This window comes from Rhodoblastus sp. 17X3 (assembly GCF_030056575.1).
In the GTDB taxonomy this organism is placed as follows: Bacteria; Pseudomonadota; Alphaproteobacteria; order Rhizobiales; family Beijerinckiaceae; genus Rhodoblastus.
In genome coordinates, this window is record NZ_JASHHX010000005.1 from 87,871 (window position 1) to 100,871 (window position 13,001).

Below are 13,001 nucleotides of genomic sequence, written 5' to 3' on the forward strand. Positions count from 1 at the left end.
CGCTGCTGCGATCGTCGCCTGATCTCTTTCGGGCAAATCAAATGGACCAGGGAGCGGGCGCGTCCGCGTCGATCTCGTAACGTTGGATTGCCGAGGCCAATGTCTCCGGCTCAATCGCTCCTTCGCCGACAAGCGCTTGCAATGCGGCGAGCACCGTCTGTTTCCGATCGACCTCAAAAAAGCGACGAAGACTTGTGCGCGTATCGCTTCGTCCGAAGCCGTCGGTTCCGAGCGTCACGTAACGCGCCTTGATGTATGGCGCGATCAGTTGCGGATAAGCGCGCACATAGTCGGTGACGGCGATCACGGGAACGCCTCCGCGCAAGCATTCGCCGACGTGAGAGGCTTTCGCGGGTTGTAACGGGTGTAGACGGTTCCACCGGTCCACTTTTCTGGCGTCATGCGCGAGTTCGCTGAAACTGGTGACGCTCCAAATTTCGCTCTCGATCCGCCAATCCTTCGCCAGCAGCTCTGCGGCGGCGATGACTTCAGGCAAAATCGCGCCCGACCCGAGAAGTCTCACTTTGCCGGCGGCGGTCCCGGCAACTTCATGGCCGCCAAAGAGATACATGCCTTTGATGATATCGTCTTCCGCGCCATCGGGCAGCGACGGCTGGGCGTAGTTTTCGTTCATGACGGTGATGTAATAGAAAGCGTCTTCCTGCGCTTCCAGCATTTGGCGCATGCCGTAATCGATGATTACCGCCAACTCGCCTGCGAAGGCAGGATCGTAGGCGCGGCAATTGGGAATCGTCGCCGCAATGACGTGACTTTGGCCATCCTGGTGTTGTAGCCCCTCGCCGCCAAGCGTCGTGCGCCCGGAAGTGGCGCCAAAGAGAAATCCTCTCGCGCGTTGATCAGCCGCGGCCCAAATCAGGTCGCCTACACGCTGGAAGCCGAACATCGAGTAGTAAATATAGAAAGGCAGCATTGGTAGGCCATTGACGCTGTACGACGTTGCCGCGGCGACCCACGACGACAGCGCGCCTGCCTCGGTGATGCCCTCTTCCAGGATTTGGCCGTCCCTGGCCTCCCTGTAAAAGAGCAGCGATTTTGCGTCCTCTGGCTCGTAAAGCTGGCCAACCGGAGAATAGATGCCGACCTGACGGAACAGGTTGGCCATGCCGAATGTCCGCGCCTCATCGGCGACAATCGGCACAATGCGCCGGCCAAGCTGCGCATCTTTCAGCAAGGTTCCAAAAATTCGCACCAAGGCCATCGTCGTCGACATTTCCTTGCCGTCGGCGGTCAGGGCGAAATTCGCGTAATCGGCCAAGGGCGGGACTGGAACGACCAGCGCCCGGCTCCGCCGCGCAGGCAGATATCCGCCTAATTCCGCGCGGCGTTCGCGCAAATAATTCAGTTCCGGCCCGTCTTCAGCGGGTCGATAGAATTTCAACTGGACGAGATCATCATCGGTTAGAGGCAGCTGGAAGCGATCACGAAATGATTTGAGTCCAGCGATATCGAGCTTTTTGGTGGAATGGGCGGTCATGCGGGATTCGCCCGCTTCGCCCATCCCGTAACCCTTTTTCGTTTTCGCGAGGATAACGGTCGGCTTCCCCTGATGAGATTTGGCGGCCGCGAAAGCCGCGAAGAGCTTGCGGATATCGTGGCCGCCCCGCTTCAGCCCATCAATTTCGCTGTCGCTCATATGCGCGACGAGCGCCTTCAATTCCGGGTCTTCGTCAAAGAAATGCGTCAGGTTGTAACCGCCGCCTTTTGCTCCGAGCGTCTGGTATTTCCCATCCACGGTCGCCGCGAAGCGCTTCAGCAGCGCGTGGTTGACATCTCTGCTGAACAGCGCGTCCCATTCCGAGCCCCACAGGACCTTGATGACATTCCAACCCGCGCCAGCTAAGAGCGCCTCCAGTTCCTGAATGATTTGTCCGTTGCCCCGCACCGGACCATCCAGGCGCTGAAGGTTGCAGTTGATGATAAAAGTGAGGTTGTCGAGTTTCTCTCGCGCCGCCAGCGTCAAACCGGCGATCGACTCCGGCTCGTCCATTTCGCCATCGCCGAAGACGCCCCAAACATGGCGAGCATCGGTCTTGGCCAAGCCGCGGTGTTCGAGGTAGCGCAGAAAGCGCGCCTGATAGATGGCGCTGATGGGGCCAATGCCCATCGAACCCGTCGGAAACTGCCAGAAGTCCGGCATAAGCCAGGGATGCGGGTAGGAGCACAAACCCGAGCCGCCCGTTTCCCGCCGGTAATGGGCGAGTTGCTCCTCGCCCAAGCGCCCTTCAAGAAATGCGCGGGCATAGACCCCAGGGGCCGAATGGGGCTGGAAATAGACGAGATCCGCGCCCTGTTCGGCATCCGCGCCGCGGAAAAAATGATTGAAGCCGACCTCGAAAATTTCCGCGGCGGACGCATAGCTTGCGATGTGTCCGCCGAGTTCGCCATAGGCAATGTTCGCCCGGGACACCATGGCGAGCGCGTTCCAGCGCATGATGGCGGTCAGCCTTTCTTCAATCGTCAGATCGCCAGGGAAGCGACCCTGCTTTTCAGCCGGAATCGTATTGCGGTAGGCTGAATAGGGCTGCGCATGGCCGGTCAGGCCCAACTCACGAGCGCGTTCTTCGAGCCGCTGAATGAGGAAGCTTCCGCGCTCGTCTCCAGCGAAGCTCACAACAGATTCGAGTGCGTCAAGCCACTCTCGCGTCTCGGTCACATCGCTATCAGCGGCTGATCGTTGGGACGGTAGAGCCACGTCCGAGTTCGCTATTTGCGCCATTTGAAGCCTCCTTCATTTGAAGCAGAACTTACCATGACGACCGGCGCAGCATCCGCCGAAGAGGGCTGCATAAGCGGCAATTTTCCGCATAAACTACCATGAATCGCCCAATATGCAGCGTGTTATGCGGAGATCGAACTTGGACGCAATAGATATCAAAATCCTTCGCGAGCTCCAGGAAAACGCCAAGCTCACCAATGTTGAGCTCGCCTCCCGGGTCAACCTTTCGCCCTCTCCCTGTCTTGCGCGTGTTCGAGCGCTTGAGGCATCTGGTTGCATCAACCGCTATGTCATCTTGTTGGATCCCTTGACCATGGGCTTGGGCGTCAGCGTATTCATTCAAGTCAGTCTCGAAAAGCAGGTCGAAAAAGCCTTGGAGATTTTTCAAGCCGCGATGCATCGCTACCCAGAGGTTATGGAGTGCTATTTGATGAGCGGGGAATCCGACTACATGCTGCGCGTCGTTGTCGAGGATATCCCGGCGTTTGAGCGCTTCATCATTGATAAACTGACCAAAATACAGGGCATTTCGCAAATACGTTCGAGCTTTGCTCTCAAACAGGTAAAATATAAAACGGCCCTTCCCTTGAATATTCCGCAAAAATAGTTTTTAGCGGGCTCGCCATTGCCCGGGTCTCGATCTGGCCGATGGCGGTTACGTCGACGCCAGCGCCCAAGCCACATGCGACTACGATTGGCCGTGCACGGAGGTAAATGGGAACAATTTGAGCTTGGCCAGCAACCTTATGCTCGGTCGTGCGTATTATCGCCGATGACTAGCAATTACCGCTAGCCACAACTTGACCAGCCTCGGGAGGACGTGCAATGCCAATCGCAACACAACGTACTTTCAGCTCGGTCGGCAAGTGCACAGCTTGCGCTATGCTGATCTTGGTAAGCATAGGCCAGACCACGAGCCTTGCCAACTCCAGTCACGCTCGCCGCGAAGGCGTCGGCGTCGATACTACTCAGTTCCACTTCCAAAAGCCCGTTGCCGCGTTCAGACATTGCCTGCCCGCGACAGGGGTGCAGGTGCTCGGTGGCTTCGCTTCCCCGGATGACTGGCTCGATCCCGACACCAACGAGATCTGCAACCCACGGTGAAACTGCCAGCCCTATCTCCAAGTGCGGGCGGCTGACCGCCGCCCGCACTTGCCATGAATCGCCCCCCAATGAGGACCGTCAGAGATAGCCGGCAAAACCGCCGGTCAGATGGCGCGCACGCTCATCTGCTGGGCGATATATTCGGCCTGACGAATTGCCAGAGAAACGATCGTCAATGTTGGATTTTCTGCGCCGCCAGTTGTGAACTGGCTCCCGTCCGACACAAAGAGATTCTTGATGTCGTGCGTCTGGCCCCATTTGTTGACGACGCCGTCGCGCGGGTGTGCGCTCATGCGGTTAGTGCCGAGATTATGCGTCGATGGATAGGGCGGCGTCGGAAATGTGCGGATGGCGCCGACCGACTCATAAAGCTTTCGGCCCTGCTGATAGGCGTGGTTTCGCATCGCCACGTCATTCGGGTGGTCGTCGAAATGCACGTCGGCGACGGGCAGGCCGAGCTTGTCCTTGACCGTTGCGCTGAGGGTGACGCGATTTTTTTCCTGCGGCATATCCTCGCCGACGATCCACAGGCCGGCCATGTTCGGATAATCATCCATGGCGCTGGTGAAGGTACGACCCCAGGCGCCCGGGTCGAGAAACGCCGCCATGAAAGGGACGCCCAGCGACAAAGTCTCCAGATTATAGCCGCCGACAAAGCCGCGGGAGGGATCGTTGCGCGCCTCGTCGTGGATCGCGCCGGCCATGATCGTGCCGCGATGCATATGCACCGGCTTGTCGAACGAGGCGTAGACCGAACCTGTGGTGTGACGCATGTAATTGCGCCCCACCTGCCCCGAGGAATTGGCAAGGCCCTGGGGATATTTCGACGAGGCGGACAACAGAAGGAGCCTTGGGCTCTCGATCGAATTGCCGGCGACGCAGACGATCCGCGCCTTCTGGCGCTGCTTGTTTCCGTCCTTATCGACATAGACCACGGCGTTCACTTTGCCCGCGTCGTCATGCTCGATGCGCAAAACCCGCGATTGCGGCCGCACTTCCATGTGCCCTGTCGCTTCGCCTTTCGGAATCTCCGTATAGAGCGTCGACCATTTCGCGCCCCATTTGCAGCCCTGGAAGCAGAAACCGGTCTGCTGGCAGGAATTGCGGTTGTCGCGCTCGACCGAATTGATCGCCATACGGCCGGTATTGCATTCCTTGTAGCCGAGCTTGTCGGCGCCGGCCTTGAACACTTTGAAGTTGTTGTTGCCCGGCAGGCCCGGCAGGCCATTGGTGCGCGTCACGCCCATCTTATCCTCGGCGCGGGCGTAGTAGGGCTCCAGCTCTTCCAGCGTGATTGGCCAGTCGAGCAGATTGGCGCCGTCGATCTTGCCATAAGTTGTCAGGGTCTTGAACTCGTGCGGCTGGAAGCGCAGCGAAGCGCCCGCCCAATGGGTGGTGGTGCCGCCAACCGATTTGACGATCCAGGCCGGAAGGTTGGGAAAATTCTTCGCGACGCGCCAAGTGCCGGAGGTGGTGCGCGCATCGGTCCACGCGAGCTGGGCGAAGCTCTCCCATTCGTCGTTGACGAAATCGTCGGTCGTCAGCCGCGGTCCGGCTTCGAGAATGACGACATTCACGCCCTTCTGGGCCAGCTCATTGCCGAGCGTTCCGCCCCCCGCGCCGGAGCCAATGATGACGACGACGTTGTCGTCGTTGAGTTCGAATTTCGCAACCATGTTTCTCTCCCGAATTCTTGTCGTTCACAACCAGTCGAGGTCGTCGAAGCCGCGATGGATGTAGCCGCCCTTGGAATAGGACTCGCCCTCGTAGCCAAAGAGCGGCCAGATTTCCTTTTGGTTGTAGAGCGACACGACCAGCGCCGAGCGCACGGCTTCAAACATCGCCGTGCTGGAGATCTTGTTGAGAAGGGCGACGCGGTCGGCCTCCCAGGGAACCGCGACATAGCCGCCGGGGCCCGCCAGCGCGTTGAGCTCAGCGACGCCCTTTTCGAACATTTCCTTCTGCGCGGGATCGGCGGCGGCCTTCTGGTCGAAAGGCTTGGCGGCGATAGCGTAATAGCGGTCGGCGATCCGGTCATGCGGATAGATATCGCGCGACAACAAGATCAGAGTCTTGAGCGTTTCAGGCCGGAGACCCTTGACCTCGAGAGCCCATGATTCTTCTGCGTTCAGCAACGCCCCGCCCATTGTGACGCTGATCGCCGCGGCCAGAGTGACCCCGGAAGACCGGCGAAGAAATATGCGGCGGCTCAGCGACGAAGGAGCGTGTGAATGGTCGTGATGATGCTTGTGTTCCGTCATGTTGTTTCCTCCCCACGGGATTGGAACGCGCCCGTTTGATTGGTTATTGGACCGAGACGCCTGATTGGAAAAGGAGATCAGCGGTATCAGCCGCGCAAGGACGCCTCTTCACGGCGCAAGTTGATCGAATGTTCGAAACTAACGTGAGGATCAGACGCCGGGTGGTATGCTGCTAATACCTTCCAATAAATCGGCAGCCTTTTCTATGCTGCGCGCCTGGCGTCCTCGCGGCGATTGAGACGATCGCCCTCCTGCGCGACGATGCAAATGCAGCGAAGATGCGATGTGAAATTGGGCACGTCGCCCCTGAGGAGCAGGATCTCCTGATGCACGGAAGAAATGAATCGGGGAAGCTTGAGTCCCATCTGTTCAGCAACGGTTTCGAGCCGTTGCCAAAAAATCTTCTCGAGCCGGATGCTCGTGGATTGTCCGTTCAATCGAAGCGAGCGCGTCTCAAAGGCGTAACTATCTGGATCCTGGCTTGCAAAAAAATGGCACATTTCCACTATCCCACGATATTCTTGGCGCCTCGGCAGTGTCTTGAGAGATCAGAAGCGCAGCGTGAACTCTGAAGGCCTTCGCGGCCGACCAAACCACAAGCGGCGGCGGCAGCACGTCATTCGGCGCCTTGCGACTGAAGCTTGCCCTCGGCGATCCAGCGGACCGCCATCAGAAGCGCGCCCATAGAGAAATCCTTTCCATGTGCGGCGACCATATTCTCCGACAATTGCGCGAGCTCCTGAAAGAAAGCGTCCTTGCTTTCTTCCTCCGCCGATAATTGAGCCGATTGATTTTGCATGGCGTTTTCCTTGGGGTTGGACGTTATTTGAACATGACGGGGGGGAATCCGATGATCGCCGCTTCGTCGCGCCCTCCCGCGGCGAGACTCTTTCCATCGGAAGACCACGCGAGGGATGTCACGCCGCTCTTGAACGCTCCGACAATCAGTTCGTCGCGGGAACCGGGCCGAGCGAGAATAACGTGCCCATTTTCATAACCAACCGCGACGACGTCATTCCGAGGATTGACCGCGAGACACCGAGTTGCAACGAGGCGAGCGCGACCAGTTTCCAGCGCCCCCGAGTGGTCGCCATCGAAAGGTGGATGCGCCAGCGACCACGCGACAATTCTGAATGCCCCGGATGCGAACAATCTGTCCGACTGTCGCGCCCAACCGATCGATTGCACCGCCGACGGAAAGCCGGAGATGGCTCCAAATCGATTGCGCGCCAGATCAATGAGCGCGAAGCCGGACGTTTCAAGAGCGACGCTCACCCAGGAACCATTCGGACTCCAGATAATGTCAGTCGGCTTCGCCGGAAGAGCGTAGCGGGCGCGCGCTTCGCAAGCGCCCAGGGTGTCGAAAATCACGATGTGATCGGGAATTGCGCAGGCGAGCAGCGCACCGTCGGGAGAGATCCTCAGAGCGCAGGCGGCATCCGCCTTCAAGGATCCGGAGACATTATAGCCGCTCGCCAAAGTGATGTTTTCGGGCGTCGCAAACGCCAAGCGACCGTCCTTTTGACGACAGTCCATCGCGACGATGGGCGCTCCCGTTTTCAGACCGGTCGGAGAAATGCGGCCATCCGCGCCCATGCGGCGAATTTCGCCATCCGATTGCCCGATCAGATATTCGGAATCGATCCCCTCCGTGAGGATCGGGGAACCTTCCGCCGGAGCGCCCACGACGACGAGCGGACGCACGCGCTCCTTGCGCCGCCTGATTGTCATCCGCCCGCTCTCGGTGTCGATGCGGGTTCGCGCTTCCGCGGAATCGTTATCCGCAGCCTCGGCGAGACGGATTGAGCCGTCATCCAGCAAAAACGCAATGCTTGACCGATCCGCGCCGAAGCAAATCTGTCGCACGGGCGATTGAACGCTCCACTGCCGCCCCATCAACTCAAACATACTCGCTTCATTGCCTATGTGCTGGTTCATGATTGCCCCGTACTCGTGCTCTCTCTATGAATCCTTGGCGAGGCCATTGAAGAAGCCGTCGATCTTTTTGATTTCGGCTTCTACCGAATCCATCTCCAGTTCGAGCTTCATCCGATCGCGTCGAATTTCATGAGCGACACGCTCGGCCTGGATCACGGCGGCGGCCGCCTCCGCAACATCCAAGCCAGCCTCCAACGCCAATTCGCAACGCTGCATTTCGAAATCGAGACCCGCCTGCGCTTGCTGAAGGCGCTGTAACTGCGCGTTGATTTGACAAGCCTGACCGACCAGTTGCAGGCGACGCATCAACATGTTCCGGCTCGCCGGCCCGGAATCCGTCATCAGCAACTCCTTTGGCAAATACTTGAATCGTCATGAGATCGAGCGCAGCCATCGAAACGGGCCCGATCACTCAAGCCAGCCTCAATTCAAGCTCCAACCCTCGGCCTTGACCCGAGATCCAGTTAAAGGACCCACAAAGATCCCAGCCGACCGCCCCATTCCAGAAATCAAAATATAAGCACTTGCCCATCATTTCAAGTACAAAATAATAATATTGCACTGCAATATTGAAAAACGCGCGCGCATTACATGCGCTCGATTTACAATTGTAAAAAAACGTTACATGTGTAACGGTAAAACATCTATACACCCCCTCCTTATTGCAAGCAATTCCACGCATTCAGCGCTTGGCATGTCGATTGCTCTTCAAGCCCAGGTAAAGAAATCACGTCAAACGCGGCGCAATAAAAGCACCAGGACGGAAAGGAGCGGCAGCCAAACGGTTGCGTCCCGAACCGCCGTCGTCGCCAGCTGGAAAGATTTGAAAGTCATCGTGGCCACGAACAAGGACGAGGGGGCCAAACCTTACTCGTCCCTGCCGGATTTCGAGACGGAACCCGGCAGATAAACAATCTGATCGCCCTTACCCTCCCAAGGACGATCGTGAAGGCGCGCGCCAGCCAAGAAGTCGCCTGGCGCGCGCCAATTCGAAATACACGGCTGTCACGTTACGCGGAACGAGCGCGAGCATGCCGACGAGGATGAACGGGCCGCAACTCGTCAAAGAACTCGCGCGACCAGCTGGCCGTCGATTTTCCGAATTGATTTTGACCGGTGAAACCGACAGCGCGACACTTGCTCACATTCCCGGAAGCGGCATTGCATTGGCGCGCAAGCCAGCCACAAAGGAAGAACTGCGAGAAAAGTTGTCTTCGCTGCCGTCGCAATCAACAGACATTCGCCGGAGCCTGTTCAATTCGGCGTCCATGCGAGCCGCAGTTCGCGCCGGTCGGAGCTCGGGCTGCCCAAGCGCCCGCTGACGAAACCGAGGCCTTCGTCAATCCGGATCGCGTTTGCAGAGGTGGCGTTGACGGGGACGTCTGTGACGCTGCCCGCGCACACATTTGCACGCACGAATTCGACCGCGCGTCGTCGCAAAAAAAGCGCCGAACAAAACTCGAAACCGGCGCATGCAAACGATGGGCTTCCGTCTTTGGCGCTGACTCGCATTGCCAATAAATGACAAGTCGCGCGCTACGCCGGAGCCGCTCCATTTCGCCCATTAAACCACACGGGCCGCACACAGTTAAATCCGGGAACAATAATATTGCGATGCAAAAACAATTATTCCGCAATTGCTAACGTAACGATTCCGCATTGGCAGAATTACAAGTGTCAAGAAACGTTACATACGGAGCTCATCAACCGATAATATTTCATCCACATACCCATATTCTATTGGTGTTCGCGATATTTTTGCACTTGGCACGCCTGTTGCTAACAGATGCTCGAACGAAGATGCCGTCTTAAACGCGGTTAAATAAATAAAATACGATGGGATGGAAAATGGAAGCTGATCGCGTGCGCGCCGCGCGATCGACGTCGTAATTCCGAACACAGATTCCAATATGCGCCGCTTGTCCTGTGTTCAATCAGGACACGCTACGCGAATAAGCTACTGCTTCAACCAGCGCAAAGCTGTTTAGAGGCAGTGATGTCCGGCTTTCAAAGCTGGGGATATAGAAGGACCAAAAGGGAGTAAGAAATGAACGCTATCACCCTCAATAAAATCACTTCTCAACGCGGAATTTCGGTGGGAGAGGCGACGAAGAAAATCGCCGATCTGGGTTGGAATCCCTCCTATGTCCAGGAAGCGATGACCTTTCCCACCGATTACAAGATCACCAAAGCGCCGCGCGACCCGATGAAGCAGGTTCTGCGTTCCTATTTCCCGACGCAGGAAGAAAAGGACAATCGCGTCTATGGCGCGCTCGACGCGGCCCTGCGCGGCGACATGTTCCGCAATGTCGAGCCCCGCTGGGTCGAATGGATGAAGCTGTTCCTCGGCATCATTCCCTTCCCCGAGATTTCGGCCGCGCGTTCGATGGCCATGGTGGCCCGCATTGCGCCGGGCGAAGAACTGCGCACCGGCTTCACGATGCAGATGGTGGACGAATTTCGTCACTCCACCATCCAGATGAATCTGAAGAAGTGGTACATGGAAAACTATATCGACCCGGCCGGGTTCGATATTACCGAGGAAGCCTTCGGCAAGTGCTACGCGACCACGATCGGGCGCCAGTTCGGTGAAGGCTTCATCACCGGCGACGTCATGACCTCGGCGTGTATGTATCTGACGGTCGTCGCCGAAACGGCCTTCACTAACACGCTCTTCGTCGCGATGCCCTCCGAGGCCGCGCGCAACGGCGACTATGCGCTGCCGACGGTGTTCCTCTCCGTGCAGTCGGACGAAAGCCGCCACATCGGCAATGGCCACTCCCTGCTCATGGCTGCTTTGAAGGAGCCGGAAAACCACCTGCTGCTTGAGCGCGATCTGCGCTACGCCTTCTGGCAGAACCATGCGATCGTCGACGCGGCCATCGGCACCATCATCGAATACGGCACCACCAACCGCGACAAAAACAAGGAATCCTACGCGGAAATGTGGCACCGCTGGATCTTCGAAGATTACTATCGCACCTACATGCTTCCGCTGGAGAAATACGGCGTCAAGGTCCATCATGACGACGTCCATGAAGCGTGGAACCGCATCACCAAGAAGCACTACGTCCACCGCGTCGCGCAGTTCTTCGCGGTCGGCTGGCCAGTGAACTTCTGGCGCATCGAAGCCCAGCGGGAAGCCGACTTCGAATGGTTCGAAGCCAAATATCCAGGCTGGTACGCGGAGTTCGGCGACTTCTGGAAATGGTATGACAAGCTCAGCAAGCCTGGCAGCAAGGTCATCACCTTCAATGAAGAGACCGGATACGTCTACCCGCATCGCTGCTGGAGCTGCCTGGTTCCCTGCCTGATCCGCGAGGACATGGTGGTCGACGAGATCGACGGCAAGTTGCACACCTTCGCGCATGAGCTGGATCGCTGGACGGCCGTCGAGGCCTTCGCCGGCGAATTCCAGGGTCGCCCGACGCCCGCGATGGGCCGCTTCAGCGGCAAGCGCGAATGGGAATCGGTCTATCATGGTTGGGACCTCGCCGATGCGATCAAGGACCTCAACTTCGTCCGCTCGGACGGCAAGACGCTGGTGCCGCAGCCGCATCTGCGTTTCGACGACAAGGACATGTGGACGCTTGACGACGTGCGCGGCCACACCCTGCTTTCGCCGCTCGAAACCCTGCGCGCGATGACCCCCGCCGATCGCGAGAAGCATCTCGCCGAATATCGCGCGGGCTTCAAGATCAAGGCCTTCAACTAAGGCGCATTCCGGCGCGGCGGCGTTTCTCCGCCGCGCCGCTCACATCCAACCGGAATCACGAACCGCCGCGCTGAAACGCGTTGGCCGGACAAGAAGAGTTTACCTGCTTTCGCCTGTCGAAAGCCGAGGTTTGGGAGAGAATTTCTATGAGCGGCACCCATATAGTTCGCCTCACGCCCGTCGGGGTCGAATATGAGGTCAACGATGGCGAAACCCTCCTCAACGCCGCGTTCCGCCAGGGCATCGCGCTGCCGCATGGATGCAAGGAAGGTCAGTGTTCGGCCTGCAAATGCATCCTGACGGACGGCGAAGTCGACATGTTGAAATATTCGACCTTCGCCTTGAACGACGGCGAAAAGGACAGCGGCCAAATCCTCCTTTGCCGCGCTCGCGCCTATTCCGATCTTGAGATCGAACTGCTCAATTACGATGAAGAAGTCCTCTCAAAATCCATCGCGGTCAAAACCTTCAGCGGAAAGATCGCGCATATCGAGAAGCTGACGCACGACATTCGCGGCATCGAAATCGACCTCAGCGATTCGATGAAGTTCTGGGCCGGTCAATATGTCGACATCACTGTCTCGACCTCGCAGGGCGAGACGATTACGCGCTCATTTTCCATGGCGAACGCGCCTTCGGAAACGCGGAAACTCTCATTCATCATCAAGAAATATCCGGAAGGAAAATTTTCCGGCGAGCTCGATTCGGGCGGCATCAAACTCGGCGCGGAAGTGTCGATCGTCGGTCCTTATGGATCGTGTTTCAGGCGCGAAAATCGCGATGGCCCGTTGATCCTGGTCGGCGCCGGATCGGGCATGTCGCCGGTCTGGTCGATCCTCAACGATCATCTCGCCAGCGGCGAAGATCGTCCCGTCTATTTCTTTTATGGGGCGAGGACGCGCGATGACCTGTTCCATCTCGATCGCATCGCCGGTCTGATCGATGGACGGCCCAACGTCCATTTCATTCCCGTCCTGTCCCATGCCGGCGATGACGCCGCCTGGACCGGCGAGCGCGGCTTCGTACACGAGCGTGTCGACGCGCGGCTCAAGGAGCTCGGGATCGATGGGCAAGGCGATGTCTACGCCTGCGGGCCGCCGCCGATGATCGACGCGCTGCAGCCCGTTCTGTTCATGAACGGTTTTGAGTCCGAGCGAGTCTTCTTCGACCGTTTCACCACATCTTCCGGCGCTCCAGCAGGACATTGAGGCGCAGGTCGTACGCAAAGCCAAGCAACAAACGAAAG

At 58.1% G+C, this 13,001-nt stretch carries 11 protein-coding genes; 4 read left to right on the plus strand and 7 right to left on the minus strand.

Features of this window, described 5'->3' with window-relative positions; genetic code table 11:
• Nucleotides 1-37: 37 nt before the first annotated feature.
• Nucleotides 38-2,737, minus strand: coding sequence for an alpha-ketoglutarate dehydrogenase (gene mdeB / locus QM467_RS07045; RefSeq protein WP_283365599.1), 2,700 nt, complete (start codon nucleotides 2,735-2,737; stop codon nucleotides 38-40).
• Nucleotides 2,738-2,876: 139 nt separating this feature from the next.
• On the opposite strand from mdeB, the gene QM467_RS07050 reads away from it, so the two are divergent.
• On the plus strand, nucleotides 2,877-3,344 hold the full coding sequence (locus QM467_RS07050) for an Lrp/AsnC family transcriptional regulator (RefSeq protein ID WP_342395104.1): 468 nt from the start codon (nucleotides 2,877-2,879) through the stop codon (nucleotides 3,342-3,344).
• A 218-nt stretch (nucleotides 3,345-3,562) separates the two neighbouring features.
• Complete coding sequence (locus QM467_RS07055; protein ID WP_283365600.1) at nucleotides 3,563-3,841, plus strand: hypothetical protein; 279 nt, start codon at nucleotides 3,563-3,565, stop codon at nucleotides 3,839-3,841.
• 104 nt (nucleotides 3,842-3,945) lie between these two features.
• On the opposite strand, the gene QM467_RS07060 is transcribed toward QM467_RS07055, so the two are convergent.
• From QM467_RS07060 to QM467_RS07085, 6 genes are all read right to left on the minus strand, one after another.
• Entirely contained in the window at nucleotides 3,946-5,517 is a 1,572-nt protein-coding gene (locus QM467_RS07060) for a GMC family oxidoreductase (protein WP_283365601.1), read from the minus strand.
• Between the two features lie 24 nt (nucleotides 5,518-5,541).
• Nucleotides 5,542-6,102 (minus strand): gluconate 2-dehydrogenase subunit 3 family protein, encoded by a 561-nt coding sequence (locus QM467_RS07065; RefSeq protein ID WP_283365602.1) that lies wholly within the window; start codon nucleotides 6,100-6,102, stop codon nucleotides 5,542-5,544.
• Nucleotides 6,103-6,305: 203 nt separating this feature from the next.
• Entirely contained in the window at nucleotides 6,306-6,602 is a 297-nt protein-coding gene (locus QM467_RS07070; RefSeq protein ID WP_283365603.1) for a ribbon-helix-helix domain-containing protein, read from the minus strand.
• A 116-nt stretch (nucleotides 6,603-6,718) separates the two neighbouring features.
• Nucleotides 6,719-6,901 (minus strand): hypothetical protein, encoded by a 183-nt coding sequence (locus tag QM467_RS07075; protein ID WP_283365604.1) that lies wholly within the window; start codon nucleotides 6,899-6,901, stop codon nucleotides 6,719-6,721.
• Between the two features lie 23 nt (nucleotides 6,902-6,924).
• Nucleotides 6,925-8,040, minus strand: coding sequence for a WD40 repeat domain-containing protein (locus QM467_RS07080; protein WP_283365605.1), 1,116 nt, complete (start codon nucleotides 8,038-8,040; stop codon nucleotides 6,925-6,927).
• Nucleotides 8,041-8,064: 24 nt separating this feature from the next.
• Nucleotides 8,065-8,382, minus strand: a complete 318-nt coding sequence (locus QM467_RS07085) for a hypothetical protein (protein ID WP_283365606.1) — start codon at nucleotides 8,380-8,382, stop codon at nucleotides 8,065-8,067.
• Between the two features lie 1,705 nt (nucleotides 8,383-10,087).
• Between QM467_RS07085 and QM467_RS07090 the strand changes: the two genes are divergently transcribed.
• Nucleotides 10,088-11,755 carry an aromatic/alkene/methane monooxygenase hydroxylase/oxygenase subunit alpha gene (locus QM467_RS07090; protein WP_283365607.1) on the plus strand — a complete coding sequence of 556 codons (1,668 nt, stop codon included), beginning with the start codon at nucleotides 10,088-10,090 and terminating at the stop codon, nucleotides 11,753-11,755.
• Nucleotides 11,756-11,901: 146 nt separating this feature from the next.
• Nucleotides 11,902-12,963 carry an NADH:ubiquinone reductase (Na(+)-transporting) subunit F gene (locus tag QM467_RS07095; RefSeq protein WP_283365608.1) on the plus strand — a complete coding sequence of 354 codons (1,062 nt, stop codon included), beginning with the start codon at nucleotides 11,902-11,904 and terminating at the stop codon, nucleotides 12,961-12,963.
• Nucleotides 12,964-13,001 lie beyond the last annotated feature (38 nt).

Coding starts and splice junctions, on each gene's coding strand:
- QM467_RS07095 (WP_283365608.1), top strand. CDS start 11,902: ATGAGCGGCACCCATATAGTTCGCCTCACGCCCGTCGGGGTCGAATAT.
- QM467_RS07075 (WP_283365604.1), bottom strand. CDS start 6,901: ATGCAAAATCAATCGGCTCAATTATCGGCGGAGGAAGAAAGCAAGGAC.
- QM467_RS07055 (WP_283365600.1), top strand. CDS start 3,563: ATGCCAATCGCAACACAACGTACTTTCAGCTCGGTCGGCAAGTGCACA.
- QM467_RS07070 (WP_283365603.1), bottom strand. CDS start 6,602: ATGTGCCATTTTTTTGCAAGCCAGGATCCAGATAGTTACGCCTTTGAG.
- QM467_RS07065 (WP_283365602.1), bottom strand. CDS start 6,102: ATGACGGAACACAAGCATCATCACGACCATTCACACGCTCCTTCGTCG.
- QM467_RS07060 (WP_283365601.1), bottom strand. CDS start 5,517: ATGGTTGCGAAATTCGAACTCAACGACGACAACGTCGTCGTCATCATT.
- mdeB (WP_283365599.1), bottom strand. CDS start 2,737: ATGGCGCAAATAGCGAACTCGGACGTGGCTCTACCGTCCCAACGATCA.
- QM467_RS07090 (WP_283365607.1), top strand. CDS start 10,088: ATGAACGCTATCACCCTCAATAAAATCACTTCTCAACGCGGAATTTCG.
- QM467_RS07080 (WP_283365605.1), bottom strand. CDS start 8,040: ATGAACCAGCACATAGGCAATGAAGCGAGTATGTTTGAGTTGATGGGG.
- QM467_RS07085 (WP_283365606.1), bottom strand. CDS start 8,382: ATGACGGATTCCGGGCCGGCGAGCCGGAACATGTTGATGCGTCGCCTG.